This window comes from Tautonia sp. JC769, assembly GCF_040717455.1.
Taxonomy (GTDB): domain Bacteria; phylum Planctomycetota; class Planctomycetia; order Isosphaerales; family Isosphaeraceae; genus Tautonia.
Window position 1 is genome coordinate 18,454 of sequence record NZ_JBFEFH010000008.1, and the last position, 18,888, is coordinate 37,341.

Here is an 18,888-nt window from a genome sequence, read left to right on the forward strand (position 1 = left end):
ACAGATGCAGGGGCGGATTGCGTTGCGGACGTCCGGCCGATCCATCTCGCTCCATTCCTTTGGTTGCGCAATGGTCCGGCCGGCGGTTGGGTGGCATGATAACAGGACCGCACCGCCTCGCAAGGGTCGGGCGGCGGCTTTGGCCGGGATCGCCCCTCGCGTTTCGCGGCGATCGAGCCTCGCCCGTCCCCGAACGCGTTCACGACCCCGCCGCCCCGATCGATCGCGGAGCCTCCCCTCGTGTCCAGGACGGTCTTGCTCGTCGGGGCCAGCGTGCGAGCCTCCGCCTTCTCGGCCATCCGGGCCTGGTTCGACCCCGTCGCCATCGACCTCTTCGCCGACTGGGATCTCCGGCATGCCTGCCCGGCCCACCGGGTCGATCCCCCGTCCTACCCCGAGGCGATCGAGGGGCTCTCGCTCAGGGCCACCCTCCCGGGCACCCCCTGGTGCTACACCGGGGCGATCGAGAATCACCCGACCCTGATCGACCGCATCGCCCGCGAGCGGCCCCTGTGGGGCAACCCCGGAGCCGTCGTGCGAGCAGTCCGCGACCCCTTCGCCCTGGCCGACGCCCTGCGACGCGCCGGGCTCCCCGCCATCGACGCGAGACGCCACGCGCACGGCCTCCCGACCGACGGCTCGTGGCTGGTCAAGCGTCTCCGATCGGCCGGCGGCGCCCACATCCGACCCCTCGACGCCAACGGTCCCGCCCCGGTCGAGGGGGGCGAGTACCTCCAGCGCCGAATCCTCGGCCCGAGCGGCTCGGCCGTCTTCGTCGGCACCGCCGCCGGATCGGCCCGCCTGTGTGGTGTGACGCGGCAGTGGATCGGACACGACGGCGCGGCGTTTGGCTATCTCGGGAGCGTCGGCCCCGTCCGGGTGGCTCGGGCCGTTCGAACGCAGCTCGGGCAGCTCGGTTCACTCCTCGCCCGTGACTTCGGCCTTCGGGGCCTCTTCGGGGTCGATTTCGTCCTGAGCCGGGGCGCGGCCTGGCCCGTCGAGGTCAACCCGAGGCCCACCGCGTCGGTCGAGGTGCTCGAATGGGCCACCGGCCGTCCCTTCTTCCGCGACCATGCCGCAGCCTTCGGGGCCGAGGCCGCCGAGGCGGGGCACGAGACTTGCGTGATGCGTCCTCGCGGGCGGGTGGGCAAGCTGGTCGTCTTCGCACCGGCCGGGGGCCGGGTTCCGGACGCGATCCGATGGCCGGAGACCGACCCCGGATCCGGGCGCCTGCCGAGGGTCGCGGATCTCCCCCCGCCGGGCACCGCGTTCCTGACGGGTCAGCCGGTCCTGACGCTCCTGGACGCCGGGCCGTCGGCCTCCTCGTGCCGGATTCGCCTGGCCCGACGCCTGATCTCGTGGCGGGACCGCCTGCGATCCTGGTCCCCCTGATTCCGGCCGCCCCCTGCCCCGTGCCCATCCGGCTGACGGCCGAGAACCGATGGCCTCTTCGGTTCGTAGAAGACAACATCTGTCCCTCACAAACGAACACCCTGGCAGACGCCAGTACCTGAACCGAGGAGGAATGGAACCGTGATTTTCGACCCCGTCTACTTCCTGTTTCTCGCCCCGGCGATGCTCCTGGCCGCCTGGGCCCAGATGCGCGTGAAGTCCGCCTATGCCGAGGGGGCCCAGATCCCCTCCTCGGCCGGCGTGACCGGCGCCCAGGCCGCGGCCGAGGTCATGCACTCCGAAGGCCTGAACCGCGTCGACATCGAGCCGGTCGACGGCTACCTGAGCGACCACTACGACCCGCGGCACAAGGTCCTCCGCCTCTCCCCGGGCGTCTACGGCGAGCACTCCCTGGCCGCGCTCGGCATCGCCGCGCACGAGGCCGGGCACGCCCTGCAGGACGCCCACGGCTACGGCCCCCTGGCGATCCGGAACCTCCTGGTCCCGGTCGCCGGGTTCGGGTCGAACTTCGCCTGGATCGTCATGATCGTCGGCTTCTTCATGGGCTCGATGAACATCATCATCGGCGGCATCGCCCTGTTCTCGGCGGTCGTCGTCTTCCAGCTCGTGAACCTCCCCGTCGAGTTCGACGCAAGCCGACGCGCCCGGGAACACCTGCTCTCCACCGGCCTGATCACCGCCCAGGAAGAGCCGGTCGTCGCCAAGGTCCTCAACGCCGCGGCCTGGACCTACGTGGCCGCCACCCTGTCGAGCATCCTCACCCTGCTCTACTTCCTCTTCCGGTCGGGCCTGCTCGGCGGCCGGAGTGAGTGACCGACCGGTCGGACTCTGATCAAAATCCCGAACGGCCCGGCCCTCCCCCTCCATTGAGGAAGAAGGCCGGGCCGCGTTCGTGATGGGCGATGCCCGCCCGTGGGAATGGCCTTTGCGACGAGTCCGACGGCCCCTGATCGGGCCAGTCCCGCTCGGAACCGAGAGGACCGTTGCTAATGACCCTCCCACCCGATGCGAGCCGGCTCCGCGTCTGGCTGATTCCGCCTCTGGCCGTCCTGCTCGCCACCGGCTGCGGCCTCCCGCTCGACCCGAAAGGGACGCTGAAGCGGGCGCGGGACGGCACCATGCGGGTTGGGGCCGTGCATCATCCCCCCTGGGTCGACGTGCGGGGCGGAGGCGAGCCGGAGGGCACGGAGGTCGCACTCGTTCGTCGCCTGGCCGACGAGCTGGGGGCCCGGGTCGAGTGGACCGTCGGCGGCGAGACGGCCTTGATGCACCGGCTGGAGCGTCACGAACTGGACCTGGTCGTCGGCGGGATCACCGAGGACACGGCCTGGCGCGGGACGATCGGCATGTCGAGGCCGCACGACCGCGACGGCGACCAGCCGGTCATCCTGGCCATTGCTCCGGGAGAAAACGGCTGGCTCCTCCACCTCGACCGCTGGATCGCCCGACGCGGCGCGAGCCGGGAGGACGGCCCATGAAACCGCTCGCCGATTTCGAGTTCCCCTCGGACCGGCGCGGATTCTTGCGACGGGCCGTCCGGCTCGAAGCGATCACGATCGCCTACCTCCTCAGCGTCCTGGTCCTGTTCGGCCTGGTCTACGACGGGACGCAGATCATCAAGGCGGAGCTGGTCGAGGTCGGCCTCAGCCTGACGGCCCCGATCGCCTTCCTGGTCGCCCAGCCCTTCCGCGAGCGGTCGCCGAGCGTCCAGTTCCCCTACGGCTTCCACCGGGTCGTCTCGATCGCCTTCCTGGTGGCGTCGGTGGGGCTGGTCGCGCTCGGGGCCTTCCTGTTCCTCGACTCGGGCCTGTCGCTGATCCAGGTGCACCGGCCCACCATCGGCTCGATCGAGGTCTTCGGCCGGGTCATCTGGCGGGGCTGGTTGTTCCTGCCGATCCTGGTCTGGAGCGTCGTGCCTGCCGTCTTCCTCGGCCGGGCGAAGGCCGAGCCGTCTCGCCGATTGCACGACAAGGTGCTCTATGCCGACGCCGAAATGAACCGGGCCGACTGGAAGACCGGCCTGACCGCCATCCTCGGCATCCTGGGCATCGCCCTGGGGTTCTGGTGGGCCGACTCGCTCGCCGCCTTGCTGATCTCCTTCAACATCCTCCTCGACGGCGGGAAGAACCTCCGCGCCTGCGTCTTCGACCTGATGGACCGCGTCCCGCACCGGGTCGACGATGCCGCCGTCGAGGCCCTGCCCGCCCGGATCGCCACCGAGCTGAAGAAGCTCGACTGGGTCCGCGACGCCCGCGTCCGGCTCCGCGAGGCCGGCCACGTCTTCCTCGGCGAGGCCTTCGTCGCGCCGGTCCATCACCGCGACCTCATGCCCCGGGTCGCCGAGGCCCGCGACCGGCTGCTCCGCCTCGACTGGCGGCTGCACGAGGTGGTCATCCAGTTGGAGGAGGGGGCGACCGACGAGGCGGGCTCGTCCTGATCGCAACGGGGCGACGCATCCCGGGCCGGTCAGGAGTCGGTCCCCCATCGCCCCGATCACGCATCCAGATCACGATCCCACATCATGGGATTCTTCGTGACGCCCTCCTGCAAGACCCCATCCGGCTTCTTCACAAGACCCCCGGGCTCGCCTCGCGATGAGATGATCCACGAGGAATACAGCATCGCCAGCGCCGCCGAATAGAAGGCCATCCAGTGGCCTGAAAACCCCCGGAACACTGCCGGGGGCATGTCTCCTTCCGCGGCTTGCTCCCCGGCCGGTGCCATTGCTGCGAAGAAGAGCAAGAAGTTGAAGAAGGCGTAGACGAAGAAGGCCGAGGTCATCCACCGCATCCAGGCCGGGCATCCCCGCAGGGCGACGCGCCAGGCATCCTCCCGTTTGGCCCCCCGGGTCATCTGCCCCGAGGCGAGCAAGGCGGGCAGCCAGACCACGAAGATGCCGAGGTGCAGGCCCCAGGTCGCCATCCCGAGCGGCTGGGGCACCCCCAGCCAGGCGCAGCCGTGGGCGACGAGGCTGAGCAAAAGCCCGACGGAGGCCAGGGCCAGGAACGGGACGATGAGCACGACCATCATCGATCAGAGCGTCTTCAGGTACTCGATCAGGTCCGACGTCTCCTGCTCGGTCAGCTCGCCGAGGCCGGTGACGAAGTCCGGCGCGTGGTCGCCGGTCAGGGCGTCGCGGAGGGTCCGGGCGCGGCCGTCGTGCAGGTACGGGTCGTTGTCGTAGGTCCCTCGGAGCGACGGCGGGTTGTACCCCTTGTGCACGTCCCGCTCTTCTTCGAGGCCGACGATGTGGATCTCGCCGTCGGTGAAGTTCGGGCCGGAATGGCAGGTGTTGCACGCGGCCTTCGGCGATCGGAAGACCTCCCGGCCGCGCTCGGCCGCCTCGGAGATCTCGCCGTTGGGGCCGACGTACGGGTTGCGGGGGTGTTCGAGCGTCTTGAGATAGCTGATGAGGGCCTGCACCTCGTCGTCGGTCGGCGCCTCCCCCTGCATGCTCTTGGTGAACGACTCGACCATGGCCTCCTCGAAGCTCCCCTGCCAGCCGTGCCAGGTCCAGGGCCCGGTCTGATACGCGCCCCGGAGGGTCGGCACGTCCTTCTGGCTGCGGGCGGAGCGGAGGTTCGAGAAGTCGTGCCAGCCGTCGTTCATGGTGTCGAAGCGCTCGCCGTTGTGGTGGCCGTCGCTGTGGCAGGTGTTGCAGCTATACCACTGGTTGTGCGACCGCACGGCGTCGTGGAAGATGATCTCCCCCCGGCGGACGACCGACAGCTCCTCGGGCCCTCCCAGGTCGATCGTCCGGACCAGCTCGCCCGCCTCGGCGTCGATCACCTGCACCGAATCGCCCAGGTAGTTGGCCGCGTACAGGGTCTTGCCGTCGGGGGCGAAGGCCAGCTCGGTCGGCCGGCCCCCGGTGGCGACGCGGCGGAAGCGGCCGTCGCCGCCGAGCAGCGAGAAGTGGATCAGGTCGCGCGAGCCCCCCGTGCGCCACGGGAGCCGTTGCAGGTCGGTCCGGAGCAAAATGACCTCGTGCGATCCCCCCGCCGAAATCGCGATGTACTTCCCGTCGCCGCTGACGGCCAGGCCGTGCACGTCGCCGACGGCGTCCCCCTGCGGGTCGAGCGACTGCGTGGCGTAGTCCTCGGGCGAGCCGTCGAGCGGCACCCGCGTCAGGCGCTGGCCGAGCACCCAGCCGAGGTCGATGTTCCGGTCGGTCGTCGCCATCCCCCGGTTCTCCATGTTGGCGACGTAGCCGAATTCCCCCGAGGGGTCGATCGCCACCTGTCGGAGGTTCGACCCCCGGACCGGATAGGTCCGCTCGACGTTCAGATCCGCCGTCCGGATCAGGGTCAGGTCGCCCGACCGCGTGTTGCCGACGAGCAATCGCTCGCCGTCGGGGCTGAGGGCCAGGCCCCTCGGCTCCCGGCCCACGGCCACCCGCCCGGTGACCTCCAGGCGATCGAGGTCCACCCGAACGACCTCATTCGCCACGCCGACCGTCACATACGCCGTATTGCCGTCCTCGGCGATCACCACCCCCCGGGGCTCGGGGCCGACCTCGATCCGGCCGGTCACCTCCAGCGCGTCGTCCCCCACCCGGAGCACGGCCAGGTCGTAGCCGTACCAGTGCGTCACGGCCCCCCGTCGGCCGTCGGGGGCGAAGGCCACGCCCGCCGGCTTCTCTCCGGTCGGGATCTCGGCCAGCACCTCGCCCGATCCCGTGTCCACCAGCGACACCGAGTCGGCCGTCTGATTCGCGGTCAGGAGGCGGGAGCCGTCGGCCGACAGTGCCAGGGCGATCGGGGAGCGGTGGGGTTCGGCCTGGTCGGTGCCCGTCTCGTCGCCGGTGGTCGGTCGAAACGAGAAGGCCATCAACGTCGCCAGGCCCAACGCCAGGGCGATCGGAGCCGGGGCCAATCGGGCAATCGGGTGATGCGTCACAGCTTACGCTCCTCCGGAAGACTTAGGCGGGCAGCGATCGGCGAGAACGCCGGCGGGGAGGCCGGCCGCGGGCGGAGTCGGTGCGCACGGCGGCGCATAGTCCCAAGCATACGCACCGACCTCGGATCCCGACAAGCTCCGGCACCGGGAGCAAGATCGCGCGCAGGGACGCGAAGTCGCAGGGGAGAGATCGGGAGAGGGATGGCCCGTCCCCCGATCCCCCGCGTCTCTGCGCGCGATCCCGCCCCTTCTCCGGGACAGCGTCGATCAGTCGTCCGTCGGGTCGATCGGCTCCTTGATCGACCGCAGGAAGAACTCCGCCTTCTTCTTCGCCTTGAGCTGCGCCGCGTGCGCCTCGGCGGCGGCCTTCTGTGCGTACGGGAAGGTGGCGACCGGCCGGCCGCCGATGTCGCAGACCGCCCAGACGACCCGCATTCGGGGCTGAGTCAAGGGCTTGCGGCGGCTCGATTCCTCGGGCCTCGGCCGCATGGGGGTGGCCGCGGGGGCTCGGGCGGCGGCCTCTCGATCGCGGGCCTCGACCGCCTCGACCTCGGCGCGGAGGTCGCGGAGGGTCCGACCTCGGGCAGGGCGTCGTGCCATGGTCGTTGACTTCCTTCTTCTGGTGCGTGGTGTGTGTTCGCGGCGTGATGGACGAGCAGTGCCGAGTCGGGCGCGGGCCGGCGGAGGGTCTCGGGCGGTCGCCCGGTTCAGGGGCGATCGAGCCGATAGAGGGTCGCCTCGTCGACCGGCTCGAACCCGAGCGACTGGTAGAGGCCGAGGGCCGCCGCGTTGGCCGCCCGGGTCTGGACGGCGATCGCGTGGATCCCCCTCTGGATATGGTAGCGGATCACCTCGCGAATCAAGTATTTCCCCAGCCCCTGGCGCCGCGATTCGCTCGCCACCCCCACGTCGATCAATCCCGCGCGGAGCCGACCGTCGAGCCGTTCGAACCCGGCCATGTCCCAGGTCGTCGCCGTCGCCGCCGCCCGGCCCGCCGAGTCCTCCAGCCGGAATCGGATGGCATACGTCGCCCCGAGCGCCAGCGCGTCCCACCACGGCCCGAACGCCGCGTCCTCCTCGATCGTCAGCTGGAACCGCCGCCGCAGGAGGACCGACTTGGGGTCGAACCCCGGCTCGGCCTTCGTCCCCGAGAGATCCCGCTCCAGCAAGACCGACCGGGACACCTCCTCGAAGCCCGAGGCCCGCGCCGCCCGGTGAAACCCCTCGTGCCCCTTGAGGATCCCGGCGAATTCGCTCCCCCCGTAGATCCCCCAGTAGAACGGGTTGAGCGGATACTGCCCCCCCGCGTAAATCACCCGGGCCCCTCCGTCCCGGAGCCTGGCCACCGCCCGCTCGATCAGCGAGGGGCCAACCGCCTCGTCCGCCTCCGGGTCGACCGCGAGCATGGCGACCGTCCCCATCGACCGGTCGAGCCGGTGCGACGCCCCGTCCGCCTCGGCCGGGCCGAAGCCCCCGTGGGCGAACCCGACCAGCCGCCCCTCGCCGTCGTCCCGCGCGACGATCAGGTCCCCGAGCGCGAAGCCGAGGCGATTCAGGCAGGCTTCGGTCAATTCCCTGGGCTTCAACGGCCGGGCCACGCCGTACGCGGGCGTCCCCTCGTTCCAGAGCCGGACCAGGGCCGGGATGTCGTCATTGCGGGCGGCGCGAAAGGTGGTCACGAGACAATCCCGGCGGCTATCGATCACGAGAATTCGAGGAACACACGAGCACCTTGGCTTCGACTCAGGCCGGCTCAGTCCAGCTCGGCTCGGCTCAGCCCAGGGCGACCTGAATCTCCTCCCCCTCAATACGCACGTCGTAGACCGGGATCCGGATCGAGCTGAAGGTCGTGCTGCGTCCGTCCCTGAGGTCGAACTGCCACCCGTGCCAGGGGCAGGTCACGACCCCTCCCCGGCAGACCCCCTCGGCCAGCGGACCCCCCTGGTGCGGGCAGATGCCGTCGACCGCGACGATCTCCCCGTCGAGGTTGAACAGCGCGACGATCGTCCCCTCGTGCTCGACTTCCTTCGACGATCCCGGCGGCAGATCCTCGCGACGGGCCAGGGTGACAAACTCGGGCATCGGACTCAGGACTCCCTACCGGCTCGGCGACCGTGACGGACCCTTCGGCGGGCCGGGCGGCGACCTGACGCCCACCCGCCCGGGATCGCTCGCCCCCGAATAGACCGCCCGCGGTCCGATCCTGTCAATCTCCCGGTCCATCATCTCCGAAGGTTCGCCGCCTGCCTACACTCTCTCCGGGGAAAGATCGCCCGAAATTCGAGGGGCGGTCGGTCGGTCGGCCGGCGTCGGTGGAATCTCCGATCGGAGGGGGAATGGACGATCTCATCGTCATCGGCGGGGGATGGGGGGGGCTGGCCACCGCCGCGCTCGCCCGGGCGCAGGGCCTGCGGGTCAGTTTGTTCGAGGCCCACACGAAGCTCGGCGGCTGCGCCGGCTGGTTCGACCGCGGCCCTTACACCTTCGACGCCGGGGCCACCGCGCTCATGGGCCTCGGGCCCGACGAGCCGGTCGGCGGCCTCCTGCGCCTCCTCGGCCTCGACGCCGCCGGGGCCCGGACGCCCAGCTACCGGGTCTGCCTGCCCGGCCGGACGCTCGACATCGTCCCCGACCCTTCCCGCTTCGAGCAGAACGTCCGAACCGCATTCCCCGACTCCGACCCGAAACTCGACCGCGCCCGCACCCGCTTCTGGAGGCTCCAGGAGGCCGTCGGCTCGACCCTCTTCGCCTGCGCCGGCCGCGTGCCGAGGCTCCCGGCCCGGTCGCTCGGCGACCTCGTGCACGACCTCCGCATCCTCGGCCCTCGCGGCCTGCTGGCGGCGAGCACCTGGCCGCTCAGCGTCCTCGACGTGATGCGCCTGCTCGGCCTCGACCGCGATCGCCCCTTCCGCGCCCTCGTGGCGATGCTCTTGCAGGACACCGCGCAGGCCGGGCCGGAGACCGTCCCCTTCGCCAACGCCTCGGCCTGCCTCCAGGCCTACCGGATGGGCATGAGCCGCCCCGTCGGCGGCATGAAGGCCATCGCCGAGGGCATCGGCGAGCGCTTCGAGGCCATGGGCGGCTCCCTCCGACGCGCCACGCTCGTCGACCGGGTCCGGCCCGACGGCCTCGGCCATTTCGAGGTCATCACCCGCCGCCGGCAGACCCTCAAGGCCCGCCAGGTCGCCTTCAACCTGCCGATCGACCTGGCCGCCCGGCTCCTCGGCCGCGACCTGAACGGCATGCTCGCCCGCCGAGAGGCCCGCAGCCGGGCCGCCTGGAGCGCCTTCACCGGCTACCTGGCCATCCGCAAGGACGCCGTCCCCGAGGACGGCCCCTTGTTCTACCAGGTCCTCCGCGACCACCTCGCCCCGATCCACGACGGCAACAACGTCCTCGTCTCCCTCTCCCCCCCCGGCGACCCCGGCTACGGCCCTCCCGACGTCCGCGTCGCCACCCTCTCCACCCACACCCGCCCCGACGCCTGGCACGGGCTCTCGGCCGACGACCATGCCGCGAAGAAGGCCGACTACGCCGCCCGCATGATCGCCGCCCTCGGCCAGGCCCTCCCCGATGCCCCCGATGCCCTCGTCCACGCCGAGTTCGGCACCCCCCGCAGCTTCTCCCGCTACACCAGGCGCACGGCCGGGGCGGTCGGCGGCCCCCCCGTCTCCCGGGGCAACAGCAATTTCCTGGCGGTCGGCCCCGACGTGCTCGGGCCCGGGCTCTGGGTCGTCGGCGACTCGGTCTTCCCCGGCCAGGGGACGATGGCCGTCGTCCTCTCCGGCATCCGGGTCGTCGAGCGCATCACCGGCCGGAGCTGGGAGGCGATGCGGGCCGCCCCGCCGCCCCCGGAAGTCGCCGAACTCCGGGAGCTGTCCCTTGCAAATTCCCGGTAAACCGGTTCGGATGCGACACTCATCGACTTCTCGCGATGCGGCTCCGCATCCCACCGCTTATTGAGGCGTTCAGACTCTCGTGGACGATCCCCAATCGCTCGATGCGCTCGTCATTGCCCCCCATCCCGACGACGCCGAACTCGGCATGGGCGGCACCATCCTCCGCCTGATCCGCCAGGGGTGGTCCGTCGGCATCCTCGACCTGACCAGCGGCGAGCCGACCCCCCTCGGCTCGGTCGAGACCCGGCTGGCCGAGACCGCCGAGGCGAACCGCCACCTCGGCGACCCCTGGCGGTCGAACCTCGGGCTTCCGAATCGGAACCTCGAACCGACCCTCGAGCACCGCCGCGCCCTGGCGGCCGTCTTCCGCCGCGTCCGGCCCCGATTGCTCTTCGCCCCCTTCTGGGAGGACGCCCACCCCGACCACCTCGCCGCCACCCGCCTGATCGAGGACGCCCGCTTCTGGAGCAAGCTCTCGAAGTCGGACATCCCCGGCACCCCCTTCCATCCGGCCCGCATCCTCTACTATTTCAGTGTCCACCTGAAGATCGTCGAGCGCCCGAGCTTCGTCCTCGACATCAGCGACCAGCACGAGGAGAAGCTCGCCGCCCTGCGCTGCTACCGATCGCAACTCGTCGATAACCAGCCGGAAGGCCGACCCGGCGTGATCGACTCCGTCGCCGACCGCACCCGCTTCTGGGGGCACGTCGTCGGCGTCTCCCACGCCGAACCCTTCGCCAGCCGAGAGCCGATCGGCCTGTCCGGCCTGGGAGGATTCATGCTCTAATCTCGTGCTCGACCGATTGCCTCTGACTCCCTCACCCCTCGGAATCGACTCGGATGAACATCTTCACCCCGCATGGAGGGAGAGTTCGACCGAGTCATCTCAACCCTCGCCCCCTTCCGGGGGAGAGGGTGGCCGAAGGCCGGGTGAGGGGGCGATCGACCGACCAAACCGCGATGATTGACCGGGAACCGGAGTGATCCGTCCGGGGCCGTAAGGATCAACAGATGCCGCCGCTCTACCGCATGCCCGTCGTCTACCTGCTCGTCATGCTGATCGGCGGCGTGGTCGGCCTGGCGTCCTGGATCGGCGGATCGCCTCCGCCTTCATCGAGCGATCGCTCGGGCCTTGACGGTCGGACCACCGTACGGCCCAACCAGGATCCCCCATCCACGACCCCAGCCGACACCCCGATCGACGACGGCATCCTCCGCACCGACGCCGGCCTCCGCCGCAAGGTCCTCGTCCGGGAACTCGGCCTCCGCCCTCGCTTCCGGCCCGATCCGAAAAGCCCGACCTCGGCCGACGACCTCGACTACTATTCCATCCACTTCGTCTTCGACGAGGCCGGGGCCGACCCTGCCGACCCGAGCGGTCCGGACTCCGCACGCTTCCTCCAGATCGGCCCGGCCGAAAGTCCTCCGCTCGGCTGGGTCCCCGAGTCCGGCGTCCTGGCCTGGGACACGCGGCTCATGGCCCGCCCGACCCCGGCCGGCCCTCGGCCCCCCCTGGTCATCTACCGCGAGCGCTCCTGCCTGCTCGATGCCCTCGCCGGCCGCCCCTGCCCCGACCACGGAAGCGATTGCCCGATCGAGGGGGAGGAAGCGGCCACCGACCCCCCGCCCGAGCAATCCGCCTCGGAGCCGATGCTCGGCCTCCCCATCCTCTCCAGCGACGCCATTCCCCAGGCCGACGGCCCGGACCGCACGATCTTCGAGGTCGCCAGCCTCGTGGCCGATCGCGCCCCGCCCCCCCCGCCGCCGAGCGAGCCCCCCGAGTTCCTGAAACGGTCGCTCCGGCAGATCAACCTCGCCCTGGTCATCGACACGACCGCCTCGATGCAAGGCTCGATCGACGCCGCCCGCGAGCTGGCCGCCGAGCTGGTCGCCGAGGCGACCCGGCAGGACGTGACCCTCCGCCTCGCCCTCGTCGCCTTCCGCGACGACCACCCGTCCTTCGGGTATAAGGTCCGGATCGTCTCCCCCTTCGCCTCCCCCGCCGTCTTCCGCGGGGCGCTCGACCGGATCGAGGCCGCCGCCCGGGGGGACGGCACCGTGGCCGAGGCCGTCCTCGACGGCGTGGCCGCGGCCCTGCCCGCCCCTCCCGAGGCCCCGATCGGCTCCCGCGATTACCTCGTCTGGCCGACCGGCCGCGAGGGGGACCTGGCCACCAAGCTCCTCGTCCTGATCGGCGACGCCCCCGACCACGACCGCGACGCCGACCGCGCCGCCGCCCTGGCAACCTGGGCCCGCCAGCACCGCATCACCATCGCCGCCGTCTCGATCGAGCGCGACGACCTCCGCGGCGACGAGCCGGAACGCTACCGAAGCCAGTGGGACGCCCTCGCCTCCGGCTCCTATCTCCCCCGCGACCGCTCGGCCGATTTCGAGCGGCCGATTCCCCCCGTCCGTCCCACCTTGAGTGACCCCTCGGCCCTGAAGCCGACCCTGCGGGCGATCCTCGACGACCGCGTGCTCGCCGCCCGGGAGCTGGCCGCCCTGCTCGACGCCGAGGCCGAGGGACGCTTGCAAGACTACGTCGATCGGCGTGGCCTGAGGCTCGACCAGATCGCCCCGGTCCTCGTCGACCTGCACGGCGGCCTGCCCCGGCCCGACCCCAGCCCCGACCCCCGCCAGGACGGCCGGCGTGCCCCCTCGGTCCGCCGCGGCTGGATCGCCGAGGCCATCGGCGGCCAACCCCTCGTGACGGTCGAGATGCTCATGACCCGCCGCGAGCTGGACGCCCTGATCGCCGAGCTGAGCCAGTTCCAGCAGGCCCTCCAGGGCGGGGCCGACGACCTGACCGACCTGATCCGGATCGGCACCGCCGCCGCCAGCGGCGAGGCCGCCTTCCTCGCGTCTGATCGCGGCGACCGCACCTTCGCCGAGCACCTGGCCCGACGTCAGGGGCTCCCCCCCGCCCCCGCCGAGAGCCTGCTCAACCGCTCGCAAGCTGATCTCCTCCAGGCCGACGCCCCGTACCGCTCGGCCGTCTCGCGACGCATCGCCTCGGCCATCGCCCGGCTCCTCGATCGCCGCCAGGCCCCCGACTGGGACGACCCGGGCCGGACCGTCTCGGGGATGGCCCTGGTCCCCTACGACGCGATCGACTTCTGATCGGCCCGGCGGGCGAATGCTCCCGATCCGGCCGCCGGCCGATCGCCCTGACTCATGCAATCCCCCCGGCGGGTCCTCATTGACTTCGACCCCTGCAACTTCTAGGTTTGTCGGTTGACCCGCCCCGGATCGCTCGCGACCTGCCGGGCCGGTTCGGTGCCCGGCCCCGGCCGGACGCACCCTTTATGTCCAAGCCGATGACTCTCTGGGAGGAAGCCTCGATGGCCCGTCCGATCACGCTGTTCACCGGCCAGTGGGCCGATCAACCGCTGGAGCATTGGGCCCCGAAGGTCGCCCAGTGGGGTTACGACGGCATCGAGCTGCCGTGCTGGGGCGGGCACTTCGACGTGACCCGGGCCCTGAAGGAAGAGGGCTACTGCAAGGAGCGCAAGGACCTCCTCGAACGCCACAACCTGCGCTGCTGGGCCATCTCGAACCACCTCGTCGGCCAGGCCGTGCTCGACCCGATCGACGAGCGGCACAAGGCCATCCTCCCGCCCCACGTCTGGGGAGACGGCGACCCGAAGGGAGTGAACGAGCGCGCCGCCGAGGAGATGAAGAACACCGCCCGGGCCGCCGCGAAGCTCGGCATCACGGTCGTCAACGGCTTCACCGGCTCGTCCATCTGGCACATGCTCTACGCCTTCCCGCCCACCCCCTCGTCGATGATCGACGCCGGCTACCAGAAGTTCGCCGACGTCTGGAACCCGATCCTCGACGTCTTCAAGCAGGAGGGGATCCAGTTCGGGCTGGAGGTCCACCCGACCGAGATCGCCTTCGACATGTACTCGGCCCACAAGGCGATCGACGCCGTCGACGGCCGCCCCGAGTTCGGCTTCAACTACGACCCCAGCCACCTGCTCTGGCAAGGCATGGACCCGGTCCAGTACCTCCGCTGCCCGAAGATCCGCAAGCGGGTCTACCACGTCCACGTCAAGGACGTCGCCACCACCCTCGACGGCCGGACCGGCCTGCTCAGCTCCCACCTCGACTTCGGCGACCCCCGGCGCGGCTGGGACTTCCGCTCCCCCGGCCGCGGCCAGGTCAACTTCGCCGAGATCACCCGGGAGCTGAACCTCATCGGCTACGACGGCCCCCTCTCCGTCGAGTGGGAAGACCCCGGCATGGACCGCGAGTACGGCGCCGAGGAGGCCGCGGCCTTCATCCGACGCACCATGATGTTCCCCGCCGCCGGCCGAGCCTTCGACTCCGCCTTCGCCGAGGGCCAGGCCAACGCCTGAGGCGCCCGATCGGCCCACTCCTCCCCCCCCTCCGTCCGACCGCCCGATCGACCCGCCACCCGGGGCCGAATCCCCCTCGATTCGATCCGCCTCGGGTGGCCCGCGCCCACGTCCCGCCGCGCTCCCCTTCGCTCCGGAATCTCCCCGCTCGGAATCGGCGGCCGTGCCCGATCCGAACCCCGTCTGTCGGGCCTTTCCGGGGCGAAACCTCGGACAATCGGCCCCCGAGGCCCGATCCCCGGTCGCAATCACCCGGCCTGCCCCGCGGGTTTCTTTCGTGAAAGTTGGCCGATTTTGCAAGATGATCCGATAACACCCGTTGGGGCGAGTGTTCCCGAACGGGTTCCGGGGACGAGTCGGCCGCGCCGGGTCGAATCGTGACGCTCGATCCGATCGATCCGCCGTCGAAGGGGCGTCGCCGTTCGGCCGGCGTCGGCCCGGGGTCGCCCCCGTGGGCCCGGATCCCGCGTCGCGGGAAGGCCCTTTCGAAGGCTGGCATGAAACTCCGTCATCCTCGGACCGTTGAATTCAAGATGCCCAGAGGTCTGCCCTCGGCACTGCGACTCCGGTCGAGGCCCGGGGGGCGCGAGGCGAGGCGAGGCGAATTCGGGTCCAGATCGGGAGATGCGATCGTGTTCCGAACGAACCGTTATGATCGTCGGGCCACGCCCGGGGGCCCTCGGCCGCGTCGACGTCTTTCGAGACGAGTCGCGCTGGAGGCCCTGGAGCCGAGGACCCTGCTCACGACCCTCCCCGAGGGGTTCATCCTGCGGAACGTGGCCTCGGAGCTGTCGAACCCGACCGGATTCGCCTTCGGGCCCGAGGGGACGTTCTACCTCTCGGAACAGTATTCGGGCCGCATCCAGGTCGTCCAGGACGGCCAGCTCCAGCCCGACCCGCTCATCACGCTCCCCGTCGGCGGCGGCGGCGAGCGCGGCCTGGGCGGCTTCCTGATCGGCCCCCCCCCGGCCGCCCACGACGACGGAGACGGTCATGAGCACGATCACGGGGGTGTTGATTCGAACGCGTATCTCTATGTCTACTACACAGTCAAGGCCGACGCGCCGTTCAATCGCCTGAGCCGCTTCCAGCTCGGCGACGACGGCCGGGTCGCCGGCTCGGAACAGGTGCTCCTGGAACTGCCGCCCCACGGCGAATCGATCATGCACTTCGGCGGCGGGATGGCCTGGGGAGAGGACGGGAAGCTGTATCTCTCCATCGGCGACCACACGCAATCCGAGCTCTCCCAGGATCTGGACAGCCTCTTCGGGAAAGTCCTGCGGCTCAATCCCGACGGGTCGATCCCCGAGGACAACCCCTTCTACGACCAGCTCGAGGGGGATGCCCGGAGCATCTGGGCCTCCGGGCTCCGCAACCCCTTCAAGATGCACTTCGATGAGGATGCGGGGGGCCTGCTCATCTTCGACGTCGGCGAGGCGAGCTGGGAGGAGGTCAATCTCGGGTCGGCCGGCGCCGATTACGGCTGGCCGGCCGCCGAAGGGGTCGCCAACGACCTGCGATTCGTCGACCCGATCTACACCTACAGCCGATCGGGGCCTCTGGGAGGCTGCTCGGTCATCAACGGGGGATTGTATCCCACCGACGCGGGCGCCTTCCCCGGCGACCTGCAGGGGAGCTTCTTCCTGGCCGACTACTGCAACGGCATCCGACGCGTCGACCTCGAGACGGGAGAGGCCGAGCCCTTCGCGACGGACCTTCCCTCGATCGTCGACCTGAAGATCAACGACGCGGGGGAGTTTTACGTCCTCACCTACTGGGATGAGAATTTCTCGGCCCGATCGGGTGCCCTCTACGCGGTCGAATTCGCCAGCGAGCAGGAGCCGTCGATCGTCATCCAGCCGGAGTCGCAGGTCGCCTCGCTCGGCGGATCGGCGACCTTCTCGGTCACGCCGACGGGATCGACCCCCTACGCGTTCCAGTGGCTCCGCGACGGCGAGGCCCTGGACGGAGCGACGCTCCCGACACTCACGCTCGAGAACCTGTCCCTCGACGACGACGGGGCCTCCTTCCAGGTGATCGTCTCCAACGCCTTCGGCTCGGTCAGCAGCGACGCGGTGAACCTGAGCGTGCTGGCGTTCGAGGGGCCGACGATCGACTTCGTCGCGCCGGGCCTCGACACGCGCTACAATGCCGGGGACACCCTCGCCTTCGAGGCCTCGGCCGTGGATGGCCTGGGAGAGCCGATCCCGGCCGAGGGTTTCCAGTGGTGGATCGACTTCCACCACGACACGCACTCCCACCCCTTCCTGACCCCGACGGCCGGCATCACGTCCGGGTCCGAGGAGATCCCGACCACCGGGGAAACCTCCCCGAACGTCTGGTTCCGCGTCCATCTGAGGGTCGAGGACCAGTACGGCCTGGTGACCGAGACCTTCCGAGACGTCCACCCGAACACCGCCAACGTGACCCTGCAAACCAGCCCGGGCGGGGGCGGGATGACGCTCGACGGGCGGCCGCTGACCGCCCCGCAGTCGTTCCAGGGCGTCACCGGCGTCCGGCGGAACCTCGGGGTCCCCGAGACCCTGGAGCGGGACGGCGTCTCCTGGGTCTTCGACTCCTGGTCGGACGGCCGGGCCCCGGGCGAGGCGCTCTCGACCCCCTCCGGCGACCTGGCCGTGACGGCGATCTACGGCGTCGATGGCGGCACGATCGGCGAGGGTCAGGGGATCCTGGCATCCTATTATGATGACGACGAGCTTTCGGCCCTGCTCGCCCGTCGCGTCGAGCCGGCCATCGCCGCGGACCTGATCACCCGACTGCCCGCCTGGCCCGAAGGCCGCACCCCGGTGGCGGCCCGCTGGGAAGGGACCGTGCTGCCCCAGTTCGACGAGCTGACCTCCTTTTACGTGACCACCTCCGGGGGGATCCGGCTCTGGGTGGGGGATGACCTGCTGATCGATCAGTGGGACAACCAGTCCCCCGCCGAGTTCGGCACCATCCCCGTCTACCTGACCGTCGGCGATCCGGTCACCTTCCGCCTGGAGGCGCGCGATCCGGAGGCCCTCGGCCCGGTCGCCTTGCACTGGATCAGCGATTCGATCCCCCGATCGATCGTGCCCAGCCGGCAGCTCAACGTCCCGGCCGGGGTCGAGCTCCCCTTCGATCCCCTCCTGCCCAGTCCCGGCGATCCCCTCCCCGAGGACCCGGACCCCGAGGACCCGCTCCCCGAGGAGCCCGAGCCCGAGCCCGAGGAGCCGACCCCGCCGAAGGACCCCGAGTTCTTCGACTTCGACGGCGATGGCCTCGCGGACCGCGTCGCCTACGACCCGGAGACGGCGACCTGGATCATCACCCATGCCAATGGCGAGACGATCACTCGGCGCTTCGGCGCCCCGGGCGACCTGGCGATCCCTGGGGATTACGACGGCGACGGGACGACCGACCTGGCCGTCTTCCGCCCCGAGAGCGACCTCCTGCCGGGGGCTGCCCACTGGTTCGCGGTCCTCAGCGGTGGCGGCGTGATCGCCCGGCCGTTCGGCGCGGCGGGCGACCTGGCGGTGCCCGGCGATTACGACGGCGACGGGACGACCGACCTGGCCGTCTTCCGCCCCGAGAGCGATCTGCTGCCCGGGGCGGCGCACTGGTTCGCCAGCCTCTCGGGGGGCGGGGTGATCGCCCGGCCGTTCGGGGCGGCGGGTGACGTGGCGGTGCCTGGCGACTACGACGGTGACGGGACGACCGACCTGGCCGTCTTCCGCCCCGAGAGCGACCTCCTGCCCGGCGCGGCCCACTGGTTCGCCAGCCTCTCGGGGGGAGGGGTGATCGCCCGGCCGTTCGGGGCGGCGGGCGACCTGGCGGTGCCGGGGGACTACGACGGCGACGGGACGACCGACCTGGCCGTCTTCCGCCCCGAGAGCGACCTGGAGTCGGGCGCGTCTCATTGGTTCGTGTCCCTCAGCGGGGGTGGGGTGATCGCCCGGCCGTTCGGCGAGCCCGGCGACGTGCCCGCGCCGGGCGATTACGACGGGGGTCGGGTCACTCGCCTGGCGACCTTCCGCCCGGAATCGAGGCAGGCGTTCCTGCTGCAGTCGTCCGACGAGGTCCTGGACCTGGCCTTCGAGGATGTGAGTCGTCGGACCCGCCTGCTCTCGAAACGATGGCTCTGGTTCGGCCGCGAGGGGGACGGCCTGGCCTGATCGGCCGGCCCCCCCGGCCACCCCGGGGGGCCTCGTGATCGTGACACATGTGCATCGGCCAGGGCCCTTCGTAAGGCCCTGGCCGATGGTCGTTGCGGGGCGTGGCGCCGACCCGGGAACGATCCGATCGAAATGCCTCTTGCGATGGGGGATCGAAGG

General features: G+C 70.9%; 14 protein-coding genes. 9 read left to right on the forward strand and 5 right to left on the reverse strand.

Translation table 11 applies throughout. The annotated features are described in order from the left end of the window. The first annotated feature begins 240 nt into the window (after positions 1 to 240). The 4 genes from AB1L88_RS10330 to AB1L88_RS10345 all read left to right on the forward strand — a co-directional run bounded on the left by AB1L88_RS10330 (position 241) and on the right by AB1L88_RS10345 (position 3,850). Positions 241 to 1,392 carry an ATP-grasp domain-containing protein gene (locus tag AB1L88_RS10330; RefSeq protein WP_367096574.1) on the forward strand — a complete coding sequence of 384 codons (1,152 nt, stop codon included), beginning with the start codon at positions 241 to 243 and terminating at the stop codon, positions 1,390 to 1,392. A gap of 141 nt (positions 1,393 to 1,533) precedes the next feature. Then, entirely contained in the window at positions 1,534 to 2,226 is a 693-nt protein-coding gene (locus tag AB1L88_RS10335) for a zinc metallopeptidase (protein ID WP_367096575.1), read from the forward strand. 176 nt (positions 2,227 to 2,402) lie between these two features. Then, a complete protein-coding gene (locus tag AB1L88_RS10340) occupies positions 2,403 to 2,891 on the forward strand; it encodes a transporter substrate-binding domain-containing protein (RefSeq protein ID WP_367096576.1) in 489 nt (162 codons plus the stop codon). Next, positions 2,888 to 3,850 carry a cation transporter gene (locus tag AB1L88_RS10345; RefSeq protein WP_367096577.1) on the forward strand — a complete coding sequence of 321 codons (963 nt, stop codon included), beginning with the start codon at positions 2,888 to 2,890 and terminating at the stop codon, positions 3,848 to 3,850. The genes AB1L88_RS10340 and AB1L88_RS10345 overlap by 4 nt, the downstream gene beginning before the upstream one ends. A 56-nt stretch (positions 3,851 to 3,906) precedes the next feature. Here AB1L88_RS10345 and AB1L88_RS10350 read toward each other — a convergent pair whose 3' ends face one another. The 5 genes from AB1L88_RS10350 to AB1L88_RS10370 all read right to left on the reverse strand — a co-directional run bounded on the left by AB1L88_RS10350 (position 3,907) and on the right by AB1L88_RS10370 (position 8,394). Beyond that, positions 3,907 to 4,443, reverse strand: coding sequence for a hypothetical protein (locus AB1L88_RS10350; protein ID WP_367096578.1), 537 nt, complete (start codon positions 4,441 to 4,443; stop codon positions 3,907 to 3,909). Positions 4,444 to 4,446: 3 nt separating this feature from the next. After that, positions 4,447 to 6,312: a hypothetical protein gene (locus AB1L88_RS10355; protein WP_367096579.1), complete on the reverse strand. Its 1,866-nt coding sequence runs from the start codon at positions 6,310 to 6,312 to the stop codon at positions 4,447 to 4,449. Between the two features lie 267 nt (positions 6,313 to 6,579). Beyond that, positions 6,580 to 6,912, reverse strand: a complete 333-nt coding sequence (locus tag AB1L88_RS10360) for a hypothetical protein (RefSeq protein WP_367096580.1) — start codon at positions 6,910 to 6,912, stop codon at positions 6,580 to 6,582. Positions 6,913 to 7,019: 107 nt separating this feature from the next. After that, a complete protein-coding gene (locus AB1L88_RS10365) occupies positions 7,020 to 7,991 on the reverse strand; it encodes a GNAT family N-acetyltransferase (RefSeq protein ID WP_367096581.1) in 972 nt (323 codons plus the stop codon). Between the two features lie 94 nt (positions 7,992 to 8,085). Then, complete coding sequence (locus tag AB1L88_RS10370) at positions 8,086 to 8,394, reverse strand: Rieske 2Fe-2S domain-containing protein (protein WP_367096582.1); 309 nt, start codon at positions 8,392 to 8,394, stop codon at positions 8,086 to 8,088. Positions 8,395 to 8,648: 254 nt separating this feature from the next. On the opposite strand from AB1L88_RS10370, the gene AB1L88_RS10375 reads away from it, so the two are divergent. From AB1L88_RS10375 to AB1L88_RS10395, 5 genes are all read left to right on the forward strand, one after another. Continuing rightward, positions 8,649 to 10,211 (forward strand): NAD(P)/FAD-dependent oxidoreductase, encoded by a 1,563-nt coding sequence (locus tag AB1L88_RS10375; protein ID WP_367096583.1) that lies wholly within the window; start codon positions 8,649 to 8,651, stop codon positions 10,209 to 10,211. 79 nt (positions 10,212 to 10,290) lie between these two features. Then, a complete protein-coding gene (gene bshB1 / locus AB1L88_RS10380; protein WP_367096584.1) occupies positions 10,291 to 10,998 on the forward strand; it encodes a bacillithiol biosynthesis deacetylase BshB1 in 708 nt (235 codons plus the stop codon). Positions 10,999 to 11,222: 224 nt separating this feature from the next. Then, complete coding sequence (locus tag AB1L88_RS10385) at positions 11,223 to 13,331, forward strand: vWA domain-containing protein (RefSeq protein WP_367096585.1); 2,109 nt, start codon at positions 11,223 to 11,225, stop codon at positions 13,329 to 13,331. A 221-nt stretch (positions 13,332 to 13,552) separates the two neighbouring features. Beyond that, positions 13,553 to 14,572 (forward strand): sugar phosphate isomerase/epimerase, encoded by a 1,020-nt coding sequence (locus AB1L88_RS10390; RefSeq protein WP_367096586.1) that lies wholly within the window; start codon positions 13,553 to 13,555, stop codon positions 14,570 to 14,572. A 632-nt stretch (positions 14,573 to 15,204) separates the two neighbouring features. Further along, a complete protein-coding gene (locus AB1L88_RS10395) occupies positions 15,205 to 18,729 on the forward strand; it encodes a PQQ-dependent sugar dehydrogenase (RefSeq protein ID WP_367096587.1) in 3,525 nt (1,174 codons plus the stop codon). Positions 18,730 to 18,888 lie beyond the last annotated feature (159 nt).

Coding starts and splice junctions, on each gene's coding strand:
- AB1L88_RS10385 (WP_367096585.1), top strand. CDS start 11,223: ATGCCGCCGCTCTACCGCATGCCCGTCGTCTACCTGCTCGTCATGCTG.
- AB1L88_RS10375 (WP_367096583.1), top strand. CDS start 8,649: ATGGACGATCTCATCGTCATCGGCGGGGGATGGGGGGGGCTGGCCACC.
- AB1L88_RS10350 (WP_367096578.1), bottom strand. CDS start 4,443: ATGATGGTCGTGCTCATCGTCCCGTTCCTGGCCCTGGCCTCCGTCGGG.
- AB1L88_RS10390 (WP_367096586.1), top strand. CDS start 13,553: ATGGCCCGTCCGATCACGCTGTTCACCGGCCAGTGGGCCGATCAACCG.
- AB1L88_RS10345 (WP_367096577.1), top strand. CDS start 2,888: ATGAAACCGCTCGCCGATTTCGAGTTCCCCTCGGACCGGCGCGGATTC.
- AB1L88_RS10360 (WP_367096580.1), bottom strand. CDS start 6,912: ATGGCACGACGCCCTGCCCGAGGTCGGACCCTCCGCGACCTCCGCGCC.
- AB1L88_RS10340 (WP_367096576.1), top strand. CDS start 2,403: ATGACCCTCCCACCCGATGCGAGCCGGCTCCGCGTCTGGCTGATTCCG.
- AB1L88_RS10370 (WP_367096582.1), bottom strand. CDS start 8,394: ATGCCCGAGTTTGTCACCCTGGCCCGTCGCGAGGATCTGCCGCCGGGA.